Below are 19,144 nucleotides of genomic sequence, written 5' to 3'. Positions count from 1 at the left end.
AGTGGGACACAATGAAACACGAAGATAAAAAAAATCATCAGCATACCGGAAACTGCTGCAGCGGATCTTCTTCACCAGAAATTGAAAGCAAGACCTGCTGCTCCTCTTCTTCAGAAGCCGCATCTACTGAAGAGCCTTCTTCCTGCGGCACAAAGAGTCATGAACACAGTCACAGCTGCTGTTCAGATACGATTGCGTTAACGACCGATAAAAGCCAGCATGCCTGCTGCGGCGACCAGGATATAGCAACAGGCAGCAACATAGAAGAAACGGCTGAATACCGCGTGTATGGAATGGATTGCCCTTCCTGTGCTGCTACCATTGAAAAAAGTTTAAAAACGTTAAACGACATTCAACATGTAGCAATCAACTACAATACAGGAAAGCTTCAAGTGGCGGCAACAAGCGAGTCGGCTCTGTCACTCATTCCAAACTCCGTGGAAAGACTAGGGTTTAGTATTGAGCCTATTCAATCAAACAAGAAAATGAAAACGTATTTGATTGAAGGAATGGACTGTGCAGCTTGTGCGAACACAATTGTGAATCATTTAAAAACAGTTCCTGCTGTCAAAGACGTACGCGTTAACTTTTCAACGGGAAAAGCACAAATTGAACATGATAATGAAGCGGATGACATTATTAAGGAAGTATCTAAAGCTGGCTATACCGCTACTTTAGTGACGAGCAGCAGGCAGCCTTCTGAATCTAGGCACCATAAAGGCAAAAATGGTCCGATTATTTTTTCAGGTATTCTCATCGCATTAGGTTTTATCGGTTCTCATACAGGAATTGCTTCTTATATGACAACTGTACTGTACGCTATTGCCATGATTGTTAGCGGATATAAGCCGGCTAAAAGTGCTTATTACGGAATTAAAAGCCGTTCTTTAGACATGAATGTTTTAATGACCGTTGCAGCACTTGGAGCAGCTGTTATTGGTGAATGGCTTGAAGGTGCTACGGTCGTTTGGCTATTTGCTTTAGGCGTTGCTTTACAAACAAGGTCGATTGAACAAACAAGAAACTCGATACGAGGTTTGATGGATTTAGCTCCTTCTGAAGCATGGGTGAAAGAAAATGGCCAGCTGATTAAAAAAGCAGCGGAAGATATTTCAATCGGCACTGTGATTGTCGTAAAGCCAGGAGATCGAATTCCGCTGGATGGTGAAATTACAAATGGCGAATCCAGTATCAACCAAGCCCCTATTACAGGTGAATCTATTCCAGTTGATAAAGTAGTCGGTGATGCTGTTTATGCAGGCACCATTAACGAAAGCGGATCGTTAGAAATTAAAGTAACAAAGCTAGTAGAAGATACGACGATTTCTAAAATTATTCATTTAGTGGAAGAAGCACAGGAGAAAAAAGCGCCTACTCAAGCATTTGTTGATAAATTTGCAACCATTTACACGCCTATCGTCTTTATTTTAGCTTTATTCATTATGGTCATCCCTCCCCTGTTTGATGGTGCATGGGGTGAGTGGTTTTACAAGGGGCTTGAATTATTAGTTGTGGCTTGTCCATGTGCGCTAGTCATTTCTACTCCCGTCGCTATTGTATCTGCGATTGGAAACGCGGCGAAAAATGGCGTGCTCATTAAAGGCGGGACATTTTTAGAAAAAGCGGGTGCAATCAATGCGATTGCTTTTGATAAAACAGGAACGCTAACAGAAGGAAAACCAGCTGTTTCAGAGGTTGTTTCCCTTGCTGCTGAAGAAAATCAGCTTTTAGCAATAACAAAAACGCTTGAAGATTATTCAAATCATCCCATTGCCCGCGCTATCGTGGATTATGCAGCGGAGAAGAAAGTCGGTTCTTTACAAGGATCAAATTTTAAAATCCTTACAGGAAAAGGCGTGCAAGCAACAATTCAAGAAACGGTTTATTACGCAGGTAATGCAAAATTATTCTCAGATTTAGAAACACCTCTATCCCACTGCTGGCCTCATATTGAAAAGCTTCAAAACGAAGGTAAAACGATTATTATTGTCGGAACAGCTAAAAGTGTTCTAGGCATCATTAGCGTAGCTGATACCATCAGACATACAACCGTATCTGCTTTAGAAAGCCTGAAACAAAACGGAATGCAGCAGATTGTGATGTTGACCGGTGATAACGAAGGAACAGCTAAAAGGATTGCCTCTGAGTCTCGGGTAGACCGCTATTTTGCTGATTTGCTGCCTGAAGACAAAGTAAAAGCCATACAGCAGCTTCAACATGAAGGGTATCAAACCGCTATGGTTGGAGATGGAATTAATGACGCCCCTGCCCTCGCAACTGCTGATCTTGGCATTGCAATGGGCGGTGCTGGTACTGATACGGCCATGGAAACAGCTGATATTGTCCTGATGGCAGACAATTTAGAAAAGCTTCCTCATACGATGAAGCTAAGCCGCAAAGCGTTAGCTGTCATCAAACAAAACATTTGGTTTTCTATTATTGTTAAAGTCATTGCCTTAGCCTTTATCTTCCCAGGGTGGCTTACTCTATGGATTGCCGTCTTAAGCGATACAGGAGCAGCGCTACTTGTTATTTTAAACAGTCTTCGCTTACTCAAAATGAAAAATTAAATGTAATCCATAAGCTTTCCAGCAGGCGTTGGAAAGCTTATTTTCTAGGAGGGTTTACGTGAATAACCGCTGGAATCAATTTATTTATAAGTGTTGGGCTCCTTTTTATGATGCGTTTTTTAATAACGGGATGTTTTATCGAGCCAGAAAAAAAGTCTTTCAAGACGTCCACTTTTCATCTGAACAGCGCATTTTATTTGTAGGTGTTGGAACGGGGGCAGATTTAGCTTTTATTCCTCATGAAGTAAATGTAACAGCCATCGACTATTCCAGTGAAATGCTTCAAAAAGCAAAAGATAAATACAAAAATCCATCTATAACCTTCCACCAAATGGACGCTCAGCAGCTAACATTCGACTCTTTTTCGTTTGATGTAGTTGTAGCAAGCTTAATTCTTAGCGTAGTACCTGATGCAAAGCAAGCTTTAAAAGAAATGACAAGAGTAGTAAAGCCTAAGGGAACTATCCTGATTTTTGATAAATTTGAAACCAAAAAGAAATCAGCGGCTTTTCCTAAAAAGATATTCCGCCCTTTCGTAAAATTACTGGGAACGGATATTGGACTCTCTTTTGAACATGTGTTTGAAGCAAGCCGGGATCAGCTTATCTTGAAGGAGAATTCAAGCGTCATGTTGAAAGGTATGTATCGGAAAATTATTTTGCAGAAAGTTGATGAATGACTTTAAAGACAAATGATACCTGCTCAACATGATGGGTCTACATATGATTGTCTAGCTTTAATTGAAGAAAGGATGAACATTCTGATGATAAAATCAAAGGTCATAACAGCTGTCCTTGCAGCGGGCATGGTCTCCGGCTGCGGAAACGAAAGTAAAGAAAGTTCAGGGAGCAAACATACAGAAGCAACACAACATGAAGAACATCAGCAGCACACATTAGGTGATAAACGAGAAGAAACAAAAAATAGTGAAACTCTTCCCTCTTTTCTAAGTGACAAGCCCGAAGATATGCAGCTTATTTATGCAGCCGCTGCTAAGCATCAAACCTTACTTGAAAACATTCCTTGCTACTGCGGATGTGGAGAAGAAGCTAATCATCAAAACAACTACGACTGTTTTATTTTTGAAAACAAAGGAAACGGGGCAGTGACGTGGGATGATCACGGAACAAAATGCGGCGTCTGTTTAGAAATAGCCGCTCAAGCTGTAGTAGACTACAGCAAAGGCAAAAGCATCGAAGACATTCGTCAAGAAATCAATGATAAATATAAGGAAGGCTATGCCACTCCTACTCCTACGCCCGAAGTATGATGCTGCAGTATAAAAATCAGTAAAAGACTTTGATTTCTTTATTCAAAGTCTTTTTTGTCATTTTATTATTGGCTGATAAAATCTCGGTTGACCTCACCTTTTTAAGTCCTTGTAAAACGCCATAATATAAAAATAACACATTCGGACGTTTAGTTACTGAAGCCTCAGGGAATATGCTTTCTAACACCCAAATATAACCATGAGAGGAGAAAAAAACTATGAGTAATTCTGTAGAAACAAATCATTCAGCAAAAGTTGAAGGAGCAATTAATTCTATGAGCGAGGAGAAAAAAGAGGATATCCTCTCTAGCTTCGAAGGATTTAAAAGTTATCTAGGGGACAAGGTCTCAAAAGGTGAAAAGTTAGGGATGAATGAGGAACAGCTGGCTAAAACAGCTCAAAAAGTAGCTGATTACCTTGCTAAGCATGAAGAGCCTCGCAATCGAGAGGAAAACCTGCTTCACGAACTGTGGAAGGTTGGAGACAAAGAACAGCAGCATCACCTTGCCCATATGCTTGTAAGATTAGTTCAATAAATAAAAAAGATGACACGCTGCCGTGTCATCTTTTTTATTTACAGATATTAAACAGCGGGAATGATAATTTGCTGGCCAATTTGTAATTTTGCAGGATCCACACCAGGATTTGCATCCTGCAGCTGCTGAACGGTCATGCTATATTTTTTCGCAATGCTATAAAACGTATCTCCTGCTTGTACAGTATACGTAGTGACAGGAAGAACAATTTGCTGGCCAATTTGCAGTTTTGCAGGATCTACGCCAGGGTTTGCATCCTGCAGCTGCTGAACGGTGATATTATACTTCTTTGCAATGCTATAAAATGTATCTCCAGATTGAATGGTATAGAATGTAACTCCATTAGAAGGTAAGTTTAAATACTTAGCAATTCCACGCGCGTGCGCTTTGCCCACTTCCCGAAGAAACGTCGCGTTTTTAAATTTTTCAGCGTCGGCTGTCGTATCGATAAACAAGTTTTCTGTTAAAACAGCTGGCATATTTGTTTCACGCAGTACAGCGTAATTAGCCGTTTTTAAACCACGATCTGCAATCGTCCCAAATTTGCGCATGGTTGGTAAAATCTCCGTGTGCAGCTCTTTTTGTAAAAGAGAAGATTGACTTCCCTCTTGTGATGGAAATCGATACGTTTCAAATCCAGTACCTTCTCCAGCATTGATGTGCATAGAAACAAAAATATTCGCTCCCCATGCATTAGCCCGGTTCGCTCGATCTGATAATGAAACAAACACATCGGTTGAACGGGTTACTTGAACATCTACGGAATAGTTATGTTCTAAATACGCCCGCGCGTGTAGTACAAGCTGCAGCGTAATATCTTTTTCACGCAAATTATTTCCTAAAGCACCTGAATCTGTACCGCCGTGTCCTGCATCTAGTCATACTTTTTTCATGTGAATCTTTCCTTTCAATCATAATATGAAAGAACTTGTGATTAACACTGGCTATACCTGATGTTTTATCTCTCATTCTATATATATATGTGATTGGACAAGAAGGGTTCGTCCCCTTAAAACATTCGAGAATATTCACTCAAAAAAGCAGGATTTTGCTAGGGACCGCTGTTTTAAAGCACAAAATAAAGACGGATAAATGAGCTAGCGTGAATCTCGTTACACCGCAGTTGATTTCTGTGCAAGACTTCGCTTTCCGCGGGCGGCCAGTGAGCCCCCTCGTCGCTTGCGCTTCTGCGGGGTCTTACCTATTCCGCTTTTCCCGAAGAAGCCTTCGCCTTGCCCTCCAATCACCAGCTAGAAGCAACTACATACATAAAAAATCCGAACGAATTGGATTTATCGTTCGGATCTCCGTTTAACTAACCTATGTCCACACCTTTTAATAGAGATAAAAAGAAGGTTGGCCGTCTTATCTTCTGCTATTTCTCACTAAAAGCAATTTTTAAGCCAATAAGCGTAAAGATAGAGCCTTGCACAAGATTAAGCCGCTTAGACAGCGCCGGAGATTTCCGCAAAAACTCCCCTACTTTACCTGCAAATAGACTAATGAACGTAAAAATAATCAGCGCTTGAACTAAAAATACAGCTCCATAAACAAGCATTTGCTGTGTGGCGTGTCCGGTTGAATGATTAACAAACTGAGGTAAAAGAGCAAGAAAAAAGAGCGAAACTTTTGGGTTTAGCAGATTCATAATCACTCCTTTTTTGTATAGCACCTTGTACTCAACAGCTTCTTTGTTTTCAACAGCGAGAGCGGAATCTTTTGCTGTAAATGTCTTATAAGCCAGATATAATAAATAAGCTGCTCCAGCGTATTTTACAATAGCAAATGCTAAAGCCGATTGATAGATAACAGCCGATAGACCCAATGTTGCTGCAGCTATATGACCAAGCAAGCCCGTACAAAGCCCTAATGAAGTCGAGATTCCTGCATATCTACCGTTTGATATGCTTTGTGCTAAAACAAATAAGTTATCAGGTCCAGGCATAACCGTAAGCAAAGCGGCTACGCCTAAAAAAGAAGTGATTGATACGATATCCATAAGTCGTTCTCCCCCTGCATGATTTTGCCAACCATTATAGCATTTCTTACTATCTAGTATTCAAAAAAATAAAATTTATCCACAAAAGAAGAGGCTGACACATAACTAATTGGATACATAAGCTGGACTGCTTGTTACACCGCAGTTGATTTCCGTGCAAGACTTCGCTTTCCGCGGGCGGCCAGTGAGCCTCCTCGTCGCTTGCGCTTCTGCGGGGTCTTACCTATTCCGCTTTTCCCGAAGGAGCCTTCGCCTTGCCCTCCAATTAACTGCTAGAACCAACTATACACATAAAATCTATATTCAACATAACAACAAAAAAACACGAACTACCAATCAAAAAATAATTAATAGTTCGCATTTGACTTCAACTGAAATACTTTTGTCCCAGCCTCATTTTTACTACTTATTTAATTTGTTTTTCTATGATCTGCTCTTTAGCTGAGGCAGTCTGTGCTTCCGCTGCTTTCATTTCATTATTAACATGAATTGCTTCTTTTAAATACTCTGTTTTGTATCCGCTTTTAAGTGCCCAAGCATAAAAGAAAAGTGCAACGATTGCAATAAGACCCATATCCCAGCCGTATTTAATAATATTGAGTCCCCCAAACTTTTCACTTCCTATCCAAGAGATTGTCATCATACATAATAAGTAGACAATCATCCAAACGCCGGCTCGGAAGTTTTGACCAAAGCCTTTCCATTTTGATTTTGCTTGGTAATAAAAATAAATCGGTAACCCTATTAAAATAATAAATAATACCTGTCCAGTTAACGGCCATCTTGCCCAGTAAAGAGTAAGTGAAGCAAAGATGAAGCCAAGAGGCGCTATTACATTTAACCCTTTTATACGTAAAGGTCTATAAAGATCGGTCCCCGTTTTTCTTAAGGTCATAGCTGTGATAGGACCAGTAAGATATGAAATTAACGTAGCTACAGAAATAATTTCGGCTAAAATTCCCCAGCCTCTAAATAAAAATAAAAAGATGAATGAGACAAATAGATTAAAAAACATGGCTTGACGAGGAACTCCATAAAGCGGATGAACTCGTCCCAGTATATTCGGCAAATATTTATTTTTTTCCATACCATAAATCATGCGTGACGTGGTAGCTGTATACGTAATACCTGTTCCTGATGGCGATACAAAAGCATCGGCATATAACACAATAACAAGCCAGTTAATATTTAACGCAATCGCTAGATCGGCAAACGGCGAATTAAAGTTAAGATGACTCCATCCTTTTACGATTTCTGAAGGATTTACCGCTCCAATAAACGCAATTTGAAGCAATACATAGATCACGGTTGCAATTAAAATGGAGCCTACTACTGCAATCGGAATAGAGCGACCCGGATTTTTTGCTTCTCCCGCCATATTAATAGGGCTTTGAAAACCGTTAAAAGCAAACACAATCCCAGACGTAGCAACAGCTGTCAAAACGCTTGCCCATCCATTTGGAGCAACGCCTCCTGCAGAGGAGAAGTTTCCTCCGTGAAACCCTGCGAATAAAAGAGCACCAATCGTAAGCCCTGGTATTACAATCTTGAACACGGTAATAAGTGAATTAGCTTTCGAAAATAAGCCGACGGTCCAGTAATTTAAAAGAAAATAAATGATTAATAGTCCTGTAGCAATAGCCAAGCCTTTTCCGGTAAGAATCCCGTTTTCTACTAAACTGCCTGTCCATTTCGCCCACTCCCACGGCCATGAACTCATATACTGAACAGAAGCAACGGCTTCAACAGGAATAACCGATACGATTGCAATCCAGTTTGCCCAAGCCGCAATAAAGCCAAGAAATGAGCCGTGCGAGTATTGCGTATATTTAACCATACCTCCTGCTTCTGGAAACATCGATCCTAGTTCACTGTAAGAAAGAGCTATAAATAAAATAACAACCATTCCAATAATCCAAGAAGCAATTGCTGCGGGGCCTGCAATTTGAGCAGCTCTCCATGCCCCAAACAGCCATCCTGATCCAATAATAGATCCAAGGCCGACCATCATGAGAGAAAACGTTCCCATTTTTCTATGTAAGTTATTCATGTATCTAACACCTTTCTTCTATATTTTCTGAGAAGTGAGTTATTAAGCGCTTTCATTAAATTTAAAAAATAAAATTCATTTTGAACTTTAAAAATGCTGCTTAAAAGTACTAGCCGAAAGCTTTTCCATTCATTCACGTGTCCTCCTTCTTCATTTATTATTTGTTATTATATCATCATCAAGTTAAAAAGTACGCGTTTTGAATAAAAAATATTTTTATTTTTAGAATTTTGTGCGTTTTTTCAATTAAAAGTGCGCGATTTGAACACTAACATTCATAAGAGCTGCCTTTCCATTAAAGTGATATACAAACGATCTTGTTGCAATAGCTAGAAAAAAAAGCAGGATAAAATGAAGCGCTCATTTTATCCTGCTTTTTTAAGTTATTTCACAACTGCTAAAACCGTTTCTTTAAAGCTGTTATAAACATGCGACCAAAGAGCTGGTTCTTCTTTATATCTTGTTCGTAACGAAGAAAAAACTTCTTTTTGTTTCTCTTCAAACGAAGGATCTTCTTTTGAAGGGAGCGTGGCACGAAGCTCATCAACAATTTGCTGAACTTCGGGAGCACGGGGGCCCCACTTCCCAAGTAGCGTCCCTTCATTATTAAAAATTAAAATAATCGGAATGGCACGTCCTCCGTTTGTTAAGTGACGGTCAATTAATTTGGTGTCCGCATCTCGCAGTGCAACGCGCACATCGATACCGGCAGCTTCAGCTACTTTACGAATGATTGGGTTAATCATCATCGCATCTCCGCACCAATCTTCAGTAATCGCTAAGAAATGAAGCTTGTGAGCCTTTAATTTGTCAGCCACTCCATCTTTAGGAAGCTGAAATTGTTCATAAACAGCTAAACTTTCCTCTTTTAATGTACTCATGTCGTTCATATATGTTTGAATTGATTTTCCTTCTTCAAAATACTGCTGTTCTGTTTTCATCAAAATCCCTCTTTCTTTTTTGTATACGAATAGATGAGATGTAAAAATTCGTTTTACTCTTTTCTATACGCACTACTAGTATAGCTTTTAAGCACAGTGAATCAAAATATAAAAGTCAGCGCGTTTTTTAGCCTGCGACAGGATTTACAAAACTTCGATTTAAAAACAGCACATTGAGATGTTATAAAAAAAGAGAATGGGGTACATGTACACTATCAATGTAACAAATTTTAAATCTTTGTGAATATTTGAGAATGTTTATTGTGTAACCGTGATCTTTTGATTATGATAATGATATGTTAGCTACTTGACTAAATATGGAGGATGAGGCAAATATGAATCAATCCCCGCATGAAAAGCGAAAAAAACGCAAACAGTTTGTAGAACGTTTAAGGCTAAAAGGAATCAAAATAGAGCTGACAAAACCGCGCTCTCACTTTTCTTCACTATCCTTACTAAAATCATAACTCGTAACCACCTTTTTCTAAAGCGGAACGGTATCGAATTTCAACTATCTATGCTAAGGCTTACATATCATTTCAAAAAGAACAGCTTCTAAGTGCTGTTCTTTTTTGGTGCTTTTTTATATTTCTGCCTCTGCCAAAAAAAATTATAAACCTTTTTCTTTATTTCCTCCTTTTTCTATCTAGGGCTTTCCGCTCCCTTTCATACGGGATTCTCAAAATCTACAGTTCTATAAATCCCTTAAATTACCACTATATTCAAGCTATATATAATATAAGTATATATTGTAAATTTATAACTCTTCCTATATAATCTTGTAGAAAACGTAAAAAAAAGGAGAAAATTGATGAAAAAACTGGGGGCAATACTATTATCATTTCTGCTGTTTGTTGGCGTATTTCCAACGTCTTCATTCGCAGCAGCGTCAACATTTGACGCAGATTTCAACAAGTATTTAAAATCGGTAAGCCAAACGCGAGGCTTTGAAGTAACCAAAGACGACGTTGAATATTCACTTTCACTGTATGACGATAGTCTTGAAAACTACGATACAATCGCAGATTTAGAAGAATTTTTAGGTGAACCAATTTCAGCTGACTTACATAACGTACAAGATGTGTATGCAGATTTTGACTTAGACAAAACAAGCTTAAATGCGTTATTAAAAGAGAACGGCCAAAGCTTAGACGATTATGTATATCTAGATGATTTATACGAGGATGTTGACTTCTATCTAGAGGGCGACGACTGGTATGAAGATGATGAGTCATATGACGAAGAAGCCGCTTCTTACGATGATGAATTAAGCGAAGAAGATTTAAGCGGCTTACTATCGTTTATGCAGTCTGAATTAGGCTTAACTTCAGAAGAGTTAAATCGAATTGAAGCACATTTTACATCGTTAGAAGATGAGCTTTCAAATGAAGCAACGCTTAACCGCTTAGATCAATTAGGCGAGCGCTTAGCGGCATTCGAAGATTTTGATACAGCAACAGAATTATCTGCTGATCAAATCGCTGAATTAATGTCTATTTATAAAGAAATGCTATCAATCTTCCATTTAGACGCTAAGTTTTCACTTGTACAAGGCGGAAATGAAAGACCGCTTTCTCTTACTGATTTAATCAACTTAGAAGAATTAAAAAATGCAAGTCTAAAAATTTCTCTTTATACAACAGACGGTAAATTTTTAGCAGACATGGTGATCACAGGCGATATGTTTAATTCTGATATCATCACAGACACAGGAAAAGAAGTGGAAAAATCTGCTGAAGCTGTAGCAAAACCAGCTCAAGCGCAAAAACCAGCAGTAGAAAAGAAGCAAGAACCGGTAAAGAAACAAACGAATGGCGCTGTACAAAAAACCGTTAAAGGCGGAAAGCTTCCGGAAACGGCTTCTAATTATGTAACAAATACATTAATTGGATTAGTGCTTGTAGCCGCTGGCTTTGTTCTTTTCCGCAAAGTGAGACGCGCATAAAATGGAACCAAGAAAAACAAGAAGAACAATCAATCGCAAAAAGCGGTTGATTGTTCTTTCCCTTTTAGCCGCCGTCATTTGCTTTGGTCTTTGGTTTACAACAACAAATGCCTATAAATTTGCAAGAGGCTATTTGGCATTTAAAACAATGGATACAGAAGAACCAGCCGCAGCTTCAGTTTCTAAAAGCAAGGATTCTTCAACAGCGGACTCTTCTGCTGAAGCTTCTTCTGTTGAAGCTAAAAAAACGGTACACTCTCGTACTGCTAGCCCGGAAAAAAAGCCGAAAGTGTCAAATGTGTCTTACCCGAAACAGCCAAAAATCGGTGATTTAATGGGAGAATTATATATTCCTAAATTAAACGCTAAGCTGCCGATTTATCACGGTACGAACGAAGATGAATTAGAAAAAGGCGTGGGTCATTTTGCAGGAAGCGTGCTGCCTGGTCAAAACGACAATTCTGTTCTATCAGGACATCGCGATACGGTTTTTCGTAAGCTTGGAGACGTCGGTGAAGGCGATTCGCTCGTAGTGAACACGGCAGCAGGCACCTTCACATACAAAGTGAACAAAGTACGAATCGTTGATGCGGATGACCGGACCGTTATTGTGCCAAAGCCTAGAGCTACTTTAACCGTCAGCACCTGTTATCCGTTTAATTACGTTGGTTCAGCACCTGAACGCTATATTTTAGTCGCTCACCTTGTGTCATCAACAACCAAATAAAAAAGCTGTCCTTAAAAAGGCAGCTTTTTTTAATGAATAGATTTCATTAGTAAATCAAACCATATTTTCAGCGAAGTCGCCGTAATAACGATCGCTAAGATAACTTGCAGCGACGCTACCTTCGTCTTTTGCCCGACAAAAGCGCCGATTGGAGCTGCTAGTAAGCTTGCTCCAATAATCATAAGCGCCGGAAGCAAAAGGACTTGATGCGTCATTACTTTACCGAATGTTGTTCCCATAGACGAAATAAACGTCACGGCTAATGAGCTTGCAATCGTTACGCGCACAGGAATTTTTAACACGGTAATCATAATAGGAACAAGTAAAAATGCGCCCCCTGCTCCAACAATCCCCCCGCAAATTCCAACTAAAAACGCCAGAGCTGCTGCCAAGGGTTTTGAAAACGTCACTTCGAATGAATCGGCCGCTGGATTATTTTTTTTGGGCATAAACATTAATCCTGCAGCAATTGTTGCCATCACGCCGTAAATGAAATTGATCATTCCTTCTGAAAACGAGTTTGATAGCGTTGAACCAATGAGACTGCCAACTAAGACGCTGATGCCCATATATAAAATTAACGGTTTATTCAAATAGCCGCCCTTTTTGTAAGCAAGAGCTCCTGAAACAGACGCAAACAGCGACTGCACGGCTCCTATACCAGCTACTTCGTGCGCGCTGAACATTCCCACTCCTACAAGAGGCGGGACAAATAGCAGCAGCGGGTACAAAACAACTGATCCTCCAATTCCAAGCATACCTGCTAAAAATGACCCGAAAAACCCGAGTGCAAATACCGTTATTAATAGTTGTACATCCATGTTTTTACCACCTGCTTTTATCGATCCAATATCATGTTTGTTAGAAAGTATGTATAATACATACAGCGCCTTATCTCTTCTTCCATTGTATCACTGTATATGCTTCTTTTCTGTAAAAATATTGATAAAAGTGCTTTCAATTATTAATTTTTTTAATCATTAAAATCCTATCGACTTTATACGTTATTTACTTTTAGCCTAAACTTCCTCGTTCTCCCTTCTGTTACTTGTGGTAGAATAAAGAAAAACTAGATGTTAGAACTGCCTACACGCTACGCTTATCTCAGCAGGCCCATCATCACAGGAGGCTTTCGTATGTTTGAATACAAAATTGATGACGAAGTTAGTTTGCATTTGATTGAATCAACTGACGCTTTCCCCTTGCTTTCTCTTATTAACGAGTCAAGACCTTACCTAAAAGAATGGCTCCCATGGGTAGATAGCATGCAAAGTATTGCTGACTATGATGAACTCATCCCTGAATGGAGAGCTCAATATTATAATAACCAAGGATTCCAGGCCATCATTCGGTACTACGGAGAAATCGCCGGGATGATTGGTTTTCACGGAATTAATTGGGGAAACAAAAGTACAAGTCTCGGCTATTGGATTGGACATGATTTTCAAGGAAAAGGTATTATGACAAGAGCCGTACACGGATGCCTGAATTATGCATTTAATACGTTAAACCTTCATCGAGTCGAAATACGCTGCGGGGTTAATAACGAAAAAAGTAAAGCTATCCCTGCGCGTCTAGGTTTTACAGAAGAAGGCATTTGCAGAGAAGGTGAATACCTATATGATCACTACCATGACCTTGTGATTTATGGCATGTTAAAACACGAGTGGAAGCAAGCTCCTTATGCTCCTTGGCTTCTTTCTTAAAAAGCGGGATCAGTTGGACAAGCTATAGTGAAAAGATTAAAAGAAGCTGGGACAACAATATGTTAGTTGAAGGGAAATCCGAACGAGGTTGATTCTTAATGGAGAATCAACCTCGTTCGGATTTTTTATTGTGATGGTGAACACAGGTTTCAATGCAGATGCTTCTAGCTGTTGATTGGAGAGCAAGACGAAGACTCCTTCGGGAAAAGCGGAATAGATGAGACCCCGCAGGAGCGGAAGCGACGAGGAGGCTCATCGGCCGCCCGCGGAAAGCGAAGTCTTGCACGGAAGTCAACAGCGGTGTAACAAGCGGTTCAGCTCATATATCCAATTTGTTCGTCTTTGAATTGGAGCGATTTCGTTATGTCTCCATTTCTTTTTTAGTTGAAATACTGAAGCTGTTCGCGGCGAAGCTTATCTTTTTGTTTGTCCGAAATTGAGTAGTCGTAGTTATAAATAGCTCCTTCCCAATCTCCATACATTGGATTTGGAAATACGATTAGCTTTTGGCCAAACGCTTCTTTTTGCTCTTCTACAAGCTTATTTCGATCAGTAATGGACTTTTTATCAAAGCCGCTAAAATCAGATAAGTTATCACCAAACAGCAGGACTACATTATGATTTGTCGCTACTTTTTGACGGCGCGTTTCTTTTCCTTCATCTTTTGGACCCGTTAATAGCACATGGTCTTTGGTTGCTTGAGGAATATGTAAATTCTTTAGGTTTTTAATTGTTGCCTCAAGCTGAGAAGTTGTACGGCCTGAAATATAGTAAATATCTACGCCTTTTTGATCCGCATACGTCAAGAAATCAACAGCACCTGGTACTGCTTTCGCTTTTGCTGCTTGCACCCACTCATCCCACTTATAAGGAAATCCTTTGCCGGTTTTGATTGCTGAAGCTTGAAATGGGCTATTATCAAGCACGGTCTCATCTAAATCCAAAATAATGGCAGGCTTTTTATCGGTACTTTTTGCAAGCGCCTCATCTAAACGAAGCTTTCCTGTATTATAGCCTTGGTAATACAAAGTTTTCATTTCTCCCGATGTTTGGTACCAAGCGTCCGCCATGATTTGCTGATCAGCTAGGTTTTGAGCGGGTTCTTTTTTCTCAGCAGACACTTCTTTTTCCTGCTGAGGGGCACATGCTGTCAGTGAAAAAGCAAGTACAGCCACCCCTGTCAACGCTGATAATTTCTTATTCATTTCGCATCCACTTCCATCTCTACATATTTTCATGCTAATAATGTTATATATTACCTCAATTAAACAAAAAATCAATAAAAATACGAATTATATTTTAATTTTATTTAAAATTGTTCGTTTCAACTAATGTTTCCTCCCTTTTTTTAACCATTATCCAAATATTTGTTTATACATTTTCCAAAATCCGTTTTTCTCATTCTTTCTTTGTAATCTTTTTTTTAGAAACATATTGGTTTATCACTCATTCGCTTCAAAAAAACTTAATAAATCTGAATTATCTAACTTTTAATCTTGTGTTAGATTCTCTCACAAAAGTGCTTTTTTTTGAAAAGATATATAGTAAAATAGATTTTGTGAATTAAAAGACGGTGTTTTCTATCGAAAGTATTGTATAAATATACAAAAGGGGATGGAGATATGAATCACGTAAAACAATGGGGATGGATTACCTTTGGCTGCTTGTGCGTTGCCATCGGAATTCAATTTTTAACCGCTTCTAACCTCGTTATTGGCGGAACAGCAGGACTTGGAATCGTCCTGCAGCATTTAACCGGTATTTCATTTGGGGTATTGTTTTTTATTATCAATTTACCATTTTATTTTATGGCTCTTACACAAATTGGACTTCAGTTTACGATAAAAAGCTTCATCAGCGTTAGCCTGATGTCAGTGATGTCCGATTTATTAGCTGCCAACTTTTCGTTTGCGCTTCCGCATCCGCTTGTAGCTGCGGTTGTGGGAGGCGTTATTGTCGGCATTGGACTGATTTTTTTGTTTCGCCACGGTTCTTCTCTTGGCGGAATCAACATGCTATGCGTGTTTCTTGATAAACGATTTGGCATTAATCCAGGTAAAACAATGCTTTTAACAGATGTACTGATTGTCGGCTCTGCAACGGTGGTATTTGGCGTGGTGCAAGTGCTTTATTCGTTAATTGGGATCTTCATCATGACAGGACTGCTTGGACGCTATCACAAACGCTCCCCAATCGAACGCACTGGTGAACATATTGAAGAAGAAGCGAAACAACAAACGGCTTCAACTATGTAAAAAAAACTTGCGGGAATGATCCCGCAAGTTTTTTTGCTTATTCTGCTACTTTTACAAGCTGTTTTCCTAAGTTTGCTCCTTCAAATAAACCAAGGAACGCTTCAGGTACATTTTCAAAACCTTCTACAACGTTTTCGCTGTACTTGATTTTTCCTTGCTGCACCCATTCGCCTAGCTGCTTAATGCCTTCAGGGAATTTGTCTGCATAGTCGGCTACGATAAAGCCCTTCATTAACGCACTGTTAATTAATAAAGGTGTTTGAACACGCGGCCCAACGTCTTGTTTTTCTAAGTTATACAGTGAAATTTGGCCGCAAAGTGGAATGCGCGCAAATTTATTTAATAAGCTAACAACTGCATCTGAAATCTCTCCGCCGACGTTTTCAAAGTAAACGTCAACACCATTAGGACACGCTTCTTCTAACGCTTCTTTCACATTTCCTTTTTTATAATTAATCACTTCATCAAATCCGAGCTCATCTTTTAAATAAGCAATTTTATCTTCAGAACCTGCGATGCCGACAACACGTGCGCCTTTAATTTTAGCGATTTGACCAACAACAGATCCAACAGCACCTGCTGCACCTGAAACGACTACTGTTTCGCCTTCTTTTGGCTGACCGATTTCAAGCAGTCCAAAGTAAGCTGTGAGACCAGGCATACCAAGAACGCCGATAGCCGTTGTAATTGGCGCTAGCTCTGGATCAACTTTGTGTAAGTTTTTTGCTTCTGCCGCTGAATAGCGTTTCCAAGGAAGCATACCTGTCACGATATCGCCTTCTTTAAAGCGATCTGATTTTGATTCCGTTACGCGTGCTACAATGCCGCCTGCAAGCGGTGCGTTTAGCTCAAATGGAGGAACATATGATTTTGTATCGTTCATGCGTCCTCTCATATACGGATCAACAGAAAGGTACAGTGTTTGAACAAGTACCTCGCCTTCTTTTGCTGTAGGCATTTCAATTTTTTCGTATTTAAACGTATCTTTTGTTGGCATTCCCTTTGGACGTTCTGCTAATAAAATTTGTTCATTCATCGATATCGCTCCTTTTTATTTCTCTGTTTTTTGTAAAATGTGCTAAACTTACTTTTGTTATTTTAAATTATATATTGTGCACAACGCAAAAAATATGATTGTGCAATAACACCGAAGGAGAAAAAGACATGGAGCTAATTCGCTGTAAAGAAAATGTTGTTAAAAAACTAAACGAGTTCGTTGAAGTAACTCCCCCCGTTATTTTGTTTAAAAAAGGCAATATGTATCCGATTAAAATGGATATCAACTACAACTGGATTGCCACGGACGAACAAGGTCATGAGCATATTGTCGCTTCAAACACAAAGAATGTGCAGGACGACTACTGGTTTAGCTACCATTTTGACTTATATTAAGGAGTTTCCCGGATTTACTCTTCGTAAACGTTATATAAATAAAGTGTTGCATCAGTAAAAAAACAGCGCCAGAATTCTGGCGCTGTTTTTATGTAGTAATCGCAATTGCACTGGTAGTCGTTTGAACGGTCACCCCAGTTGAAGACCGGACAAAAAATTCCATTCTGACTGAGTACGTGTATGTACCGATTGATGCTACTGTATCTACCCATGTAAAAGAAAGAGCATTTTGCTGAGTAAATGATAGTGTTAGAACGGCTGCAGCTCCTTGCTGTAAATTCTGTGAAAACAAAAGCTGAGAATTTCTATATACTCTAAGTGTTACCCCGTATTGATAGCTAGTTAACCCAAGAGGAATGTTTGCTTCAATTGTAGCAAACCCATCTATTTTCATCTTCTGATTATTTTTTTTTGTCTCAGCATTTACTGTTAAAATGCTCGTTTCAGAACCGTAAGTCAACGACTGCACGCTTTGAGACTGCGATGAAAATATATTCAGCTGGCTTTGAATTACGTCTCCCATTACTTTCCCTCCTCTTAGTTATATGAAATATATGGTAATAAAGTATATACTTCCCTTTTGATTTACATGACTAAGAGTTCAAAGACCTCCGTTAACCAGCTTGCTAAAACTATTTCTTAATTCACAAAAGCTGGCTACTGTAATGTTCCATTTTCTGCATCGATATCTACTTAAGATTATGTTACAATCACGGTAAAGTAATTTATGATTGATAGAATAAAAGCTAGAGCTTGAAAAATTCGAGGTGGATTATGCAAGGTAAAGTTGTATATAAAGAAGGATTTTCAGTGATAGGCATAGCAAAAAACGGAGAGTATCAAAAAGAGAATCTTTTGAAGCAAATACTTAAAGAAAAAGAAATGATTAGCACTTCAAAAGAACCTCATATGGTTACAGGCATTTGCATGGCTCCGAAAAAAGAAAATTATTTTTATATTGCAGGGACAGAAGTGGCTGATACGGCTTGTATTCCAAACGGTATGAGCGTTCATACGTTTCCTTCGTTTACATACCTGCAGTTTAAACACAGAGGTCCCATTACATCGCTCGGGTCGACGTACAACAGCATCTGGAATGAATGGCTGCCGAACTCTCCTTACAGCATGATTGAAGGTCCTGCTCTTGAAATTGTAAATACAGCTATACACAGCAATTTATATAGTGATACATATGAAATGGATATTTATATTCCCATAAAGCTGGGACAATAAAAAAGGTGAACTTACGTTCACCTTTTTCCTATTTTTGCAGCTGTTTATATAAATGATAAAGAGTAAAAACGCACTCTGGATGACGCTCTTTATGGTTAAAAAAGCCGTGGGGAAACATGAGTGAAAGATTCCCTTTTTCAATTCCGGTCACATACTTGTTTTCCATAAGCGGATATTCTTTCACAACCCAGCGCGCTTCATCAATAGTAGACGTAACCACCTCACCAAAGTATACGCCCATACACTCTTCGAATTCTTCTTTTGTCATCGAAAAATAGTCAAAACAATTGCTGTCTTCTAGATCATAGTAAAGAAGCTCTAATATTTTCAAACTTTCATCTGTAAAATCAACGGTGAATTCATCTACCGCTTTGCTTATTTCATGAATGTGATTCATGCACTGTTCGCGCACTTGATGATAGTAATAGCTAGCTTCAAACTGATGTTCACACGTCACTAACGATTCTCCGTATGATGCTGTTAAATCATGATGCTTGCTCATGCTGACACCTCCACGCTA

21 protein-coding genes and 1 pseudogene are annotated in these 19,144 nt (G+C 39.2%); 12 read left to right on the top strand and 10 right to left on the bottom strand.

What is annotated here, in order from left to right:
* Positions 1-11: 11 nt before the first annotated feature.
* From AC2YJL_RS08255 to AC2YJL_RS08240, 4 genes are all read left to right on the top strand, one after another.
* Positions 12-2,570 (top strand): heavy metal translocating P-type ATPase, encoded by a 2,559-nt coding sequence (locus AC2YJL_RS08255; RefSeq protein ID WP_251568676.1) that lies wholly within the window; start codon positions 12-14, stop codon positions 2,568-2,570.
* 58 nt (positions 2,571-2,628) lie between these two features.
* On the top strand, positions 2,629-3,249 hold the full coding sequence (locus AC2YJL_RS08250; protein ID WP_230933049.1) for a class I SAM-dependent methyltransferase: 621 nt from the start codon (positions 2,629-2,631) through the stop codon (positions 3,247-3,249).
* 84 nt (positions 3,250-3,333) lie between these two features.
* Complete coding sequence (locus AC2YJL_RS08245; protein ID WP_251568675.1) at positions 3,334-3,840, top strand: PCYCGC motif-containing (lipo)protein; 507 nt, start codon at positions 3,334-3,336, stop codon at positions 3,838-3,840.
* Positions 3,841-4,058: 218 nt separating this feature from the next.
* Positions 4,059-4,376, top strand: coding sequence for a DUF3243 domain-containing protein (locus tag AC2YJL_RS08240; protein WP_013083905.1), 318 nt, complete (start codon positions 4,059-4,061; stop codon positions 4,374-4,376).
* A 47-nt stretch (positions 4,377-4,423) separates the two neighbouring features.
* On the opposite strand, the pseudogene AC2YJL_RS08235 reads toward AC2YJL_RS08240, so the two are convergent.
* The 5 genes and pseudogenes from AC2YJL_RS08235 to AC2YJL_RS08215 all read right to left on the bottom strand — a co-directional run.
* Positions 4,424-5,242 (bottom strand): annotated as a pseudogene (locus AC2YJL_RS08235) (N-acetylmuramoyl-L-alanine amidase); the annotation flags it as partial.
* A gap of 246 nt (positions 5,243-5,488) precedes the next feature.
* Complete coding sequence (locus tag AC2YJL_RS08230; protein ID WP_369383374.1) at positions 5,489-5,623, bottom strand: hypothetical protein; 135 nt, start codon at positions 5,621-5,623, stop codon at positions 5,489-5,491.
* Between the two features lie 128 nt (positions 5,624-5,751).
* Positions 5,752-6,375: a LysE family translocator gene (locus AC2YJL_RS08225; protein WP_195696525.1), complete on the bottom strand. Its 624-nt coding sequence runs from the start codon at positions 6,373-6,375 to the stop codon at positions 5,752-5,754.
* 406 nt (positions 6,376-6,781) lie between these two features.
* Positions 6,782-8,425, bottom strand: coding sequence for a glutamate/serine transporter AimA (aimA, locus tag AC2YJL_RS08220; protein ID WP_060746356.1), 1,644 nt, complete (start codon positions 8,423-8,425; stop codon positions 6,782-6,784).
* 383 nt (positions 8,426-8,808) lie between these two features.
* Positions 8,809-9,366 carry a thioredoxin family protein gene (locus tag AC2YJL_RS08215; protein WP_251568673.1) on the bottom strand — a complete coding sequence of 186 codons (558 nt, stop codon included), beginning with the start codon at positions 9,364-9,366 and terminating at the stop codon, positions 8,809-8,811.
* Between the two features lie 335 nt (positions 9,367-9,701).
* Between AC2YJL_RS08215 and AC2YJL_RS08210 the strand changes: the two genes are divergently transcribed.
* The 3 genes from AC2YJL_RS08210 to AC2YJL_RS08200 all read left to right on the top strand — a co-directional run bounded on the left by AC2YJL_RS08210 (position 9,702) and on the right by AC2YJL_RS08200 (position 12,038).
* Positions 9,702-9,833, top strand: coding sequence for a hypothetical protein (locus AC2YJL_RS08210; protein ID WP_013057845.1), 132 nt, complete (start codon positions 9,702-9,704; stop codon positions 9,831-9,833).
* 344 nt (positions 9,834-10,177) lie between these two features.
* Positions 10,178-11,311 carry a processed acidic surface protein gene (locus AC2YJL_RS08205; protein WP_195696523.1) on the top strand — a complete coding sequence of 378 codons (1,134 nt, stop codon included), beginning with the start codon at positions 10,178-10,180 and terminating at the stop codon, positions 11,309-11,311.
* A gap of 1 nt (position 11,312) precedes the next feature.
* Positions 11,313-12,038, top strand: coding sequence for a class D sortase (locus AC2YJL_RS08200; RefSeq protein ID WP_028409236.1), 726 nt, complete (start codon positions 11,313-11,315; stop codon positions 12,036-12,038).
* Positions 12,039-12,067: 29 nt separating this feature from the next.
* On the opposite strand, the gene AC2YJL_RS08195 is transcribed toward AC2YJL_RS08200, so the two are convergent.
* The gene (locus AC2YJL_RS08195) at positions 12,068-12,859 is read right to left on the bottom strand and encodes a sulfite exporter TauE/SafE family protein (RefSeq protein ID WP_013057848.1); all 792 of its coding nucleotides are present in this window, start codon (positions 12,857-12,859) and stop codon (positions 12,068-12,070) included.
* Between the two features lie 315 nt (positions 12,860-13,174).
* On the opposite strand from AC2YJL_RS08195, the gene AC2YJL_RS08190 reads away from it, so the two are divergent.
* Together AC2YJL_RS08190 and AC2YJL_RS08185 are read left to right on the top strand one after the other, a co-directional pair.
* Positions 13,175-13,744: a GNAT family N-acetyltransferase gene (locus AC2YJL_RS08190; protein ID WP_025751097.1), complete on the top strand. Its 570-nt coding sequence runs from the start codon at positions 13,175-13,177 to the stop codon at positions 13,742-13,744.
* 171 nt (positions 13,745-13,915) lie between these two features.
* Positions 13,916-14,050, top strand: a complete 135-nt coding sequence (locus tag AC2YJL_RS08185) for a hypothetical protein (protein WP_269067753.1) — start codon at positions 13,916-13,918, stop codon at positions 14,048-14,050.
* A gap of 74 nt (positions 14,051-14,124) precedes the next feature.
* Here AC2YJL_RS08185 and AC2YJL_RS08180 read toward each other — a convergent pair whose 3' ends face one another.
* Positions 14,125-14,949: a 5'-nucleotidase, lipoprotein e(P4) family gene (locus tag AC2YJL_RS08180; RefSeq protein WP_251568670.1), complete on the bottom strand. Its 825-nt coding sequence runs from the start codon at positions 14,947-14,949 to the stop codon at positions 14,125-14,127.
* 417 nt (positions 14,950-15,366) lie between these two features.
* On the opposite strand from AC2YJL_RS08180, the gene AC2YJL_RS08175 reads away from it, so the two are divergent.
* Positions 15,367-15,999 carry a YitT family protein gene (locus AC2YJL_RS08175; protein WP_014459318.1) on the top strand — a complete coding sequence of 211 codons (633 nt, stop codon included), beginning with the start codon at positions 15,367-15,369 and terminating at the stop codon, positions 15,997-15,999.
* Positions 16,000-16,036: 37 nt separating this feature from the next.
* On the opposite strand, the gene AC2YJL_RS08170 is transcribed toward AC2YJL_RS08175, so the two are convergent.
* Positions 16,037-17,035: an NADP-dependent oxidoreductase gene (locus AC2YJL_RS08170; RefSeq protein ID WP_251568669.1), complete on the bottom strand. Its 999-nt coding sequence runs from the start codon at positions 17,033-17,035 to the stop codon at positions 16,037-16,039.
* A 128-nt stretch (positions 17,036-17,163) separates the two neighbouring features.
* Between AC2YJL_RS08170 and AC2YJL_RS08165 the strand changes: the two genes are divergently transcribed.
* Positions 17,164-17,391, top strand: a complete 228-nt coding sequence (locus tag AC2YJL_RS08165; protein ID WP_013057853.1) for a hypothetical protein — start codon at positions 17,164-17,166, stop codon at positions 17,389-17,391.
* Between the two features lie 88 nt (positions 17,392-17,479).
* Here AC2YJL_RS08165 and AC2YJL_RS08160 read toward each other — a convergent pair whose 3' ends face one another.
* On the bottom strand, positions 17,480-17,914 hold the full coding sequence (locus tag AC2YJL_RS08160) for a hypothetical protein (protein WP_487374703.1): 435 nt from the start codon (positions 17,912-17,914) through the stop codon (positions 17,480-17,482).
* A 251-nt stretch (positions 17,915-18,165) separates the two neighbouring features.
* On the opposite strand from AC2YJL_RS08160, the gene AC2YJL_RS08155 reads away from it, so the two are divergent.
* The gene (locus tag AC2YJL_RS08155; protein ID WP_195696521.1) at positions 18,166-18,624 is read left to right on the top strand and encodes a GyrI-like domain-containing protein; all 459 of its coding nucleotides are present in this window, start codon (positions 18,166-18,168) and stop codon (positions 18,622-18,624) included.
* A 28-nt stretch (positions 18,625-18,652) separates the two neighbouring features.
* Here the strand turns inward: AC2YJL_RS08155 and AC2YJL_RS08150 are convergent, their stop codons facing one another.
* Positions 18,653-19,126, bottom strand: coding sequence for a hypothetical protein (locus tag AC2YJL_RS08150; protein ID WP_013057856.1), 474 nt, complete (start codon positions 19,124-19,126; stop codon positions 18,653-18,655).
* Positions 19,127-19,144 lie beyond the last annotated feature (18 nt).

The sequence above is a fragment of the Priestia sp. SRI_019 genome, from assembly GCF_057586255.1.
The sequence above is the reverse complement of the archived record's forward strand: the minus strand, read 5'-3'. Positions and strand labels throughout refer to the sequence as shown.

What these genes read in the sequence shown, in the direction of transcription:
- AC2YJL_RS08240 (WP_013083905.1), top strand. Translation starts at nt 4,059, where the DNA reads ATGAGTAATTCTGTAGAAACAAATCATTCAGCAAAAGTTGAAGGAGCA.
- AC2YJL_RS08195 (WP_013057848.1), bottom strand. Translation starts at nt 12,859, where the DNA reads ATGGATGTACAACTATTAATAACGGTATTTGCACTCGGGTTTTTCGGG.
- AC2YJL_RS08255 (WP_251568676.1), top strand. Translation starts at nt 12, where the DNA reads ATGAAACACGAAGATAAAAAAAATCATCAGCATACCGGAAACTGCTGC.
- AC2YJL_RS08205 (WP_195696523.1), top strand. Translation starts at nt 10,178, where the DNA reads ATGAAAAAACTGGGGGCAATACTATTATCATTTCTGCTGTTTGTTGGC.
- AC2YJL_RS08245 (WP_251568675.1), top strand. Translation starts at nt 3,334, where the DNA reads ATGATAAAATCAAAGGTCATAACAGCTGTCCTTGCAGCGGGCATGGTC.
- AC2YJL_RS08190 (WP_025751097.1), top strand. Translation starts at nt 13,175, where the DNA reads ATGTTTGAATACAAAATTGATGACGAAGTTAGTTTGCATTTGATTGAA.
- AC2YJL_RS08165 (WP_013057853.1), top strand. Translation starts at nt 17,164, where the DNA reads ATGGAGCTAATTCGCTGTAAAGAAAATGTTGTTAAAAAACTAAACGAG.
- AC2YJL_RS08155 (WP_195696521.1), top strand. Translation starts at nt 18,166, where the DNA reads ATGCAAGGTAAAGTTGTATATAAAGAAGGATTTTCAGTGATAGGCATA.
- aimA (WP_060746356.1), bottom strand. Translation starts at nt 8,425, where the DNA reads ATGAATAACTTACATAGAAAAATGGGAACGTTTTCTCTCATGATGGTC.
- AC2YJL_RS08215 (WP_251568673.1), bottom strand. Translation starts at nt 9,366, where the DNA reads ATGAAAACAGAACAGCAGTATTTTGAAGAAGGAAAATCAATTCAAACA.
- AC2YJL_RS08225 (WP_195696525.1), bottom strand. Translation starts at nt 6,375, where the DNA reads ATGGATATCGTATCAATCACTTCTTTTTTAGGCGTAGCCGCTTTGCTT.
- AC2YJL_RS08200 (WP_028409236.1), top strand. Translation starts at nt 11,313, where the DNA reads ATGGAACCAAGAAAAACAAGAAGAACAATCAATCGCAAAAAGCGGTTG.
- AC2YJL_RS08170 (WP_251568669.1), bottom strand. Translation starts at nt 17,035, where the DNA reads ATGAATGAACAAATTTTATTAGCAGAACGTCCAAAGGGAATGCCAACA.
- AC2YJL_RS08210 (WP_013057845.1), top strand. Translation starts at nt 9,702, where the DNA reads ATGAATCAATCCCCGCATGAAAAGCGAAAAAAACGCAAACAGTTTGTA.
- AC2YJL_RS08180 (WP_251568670.1), bottom strand. Translation starts at nt 14,949, where the DNA reads ATGAATAAGAAATTATCAGCGTTGACAGGGGTGGCTGTACTTGCTTTT.
- AC2YJL_RS08150 (WP_013057856.1), bottom strand. Translation starts at nt 19,126, where the DNA reads ATGAGCAAGCATCATGATTTAACAGCATCATACGGAGAATCGTTAGTG.
- AC2YJL_RS08175 (WP_014459318.1), top strand. Translation starts at nt 15,367, where the DNA reads ATGAATCACGTAAAACAATGGGGATGGATTACCTTTGGCTGCTTGTGC.
- AC2YJL_RS08160 (WP_487374703.1), bottom strand. Translation starts at nt 17,914, where the DNA reads ATGGGAGACGTAATTCAAAGCCAGCTGAATATATTTTCATCGCAGTCT.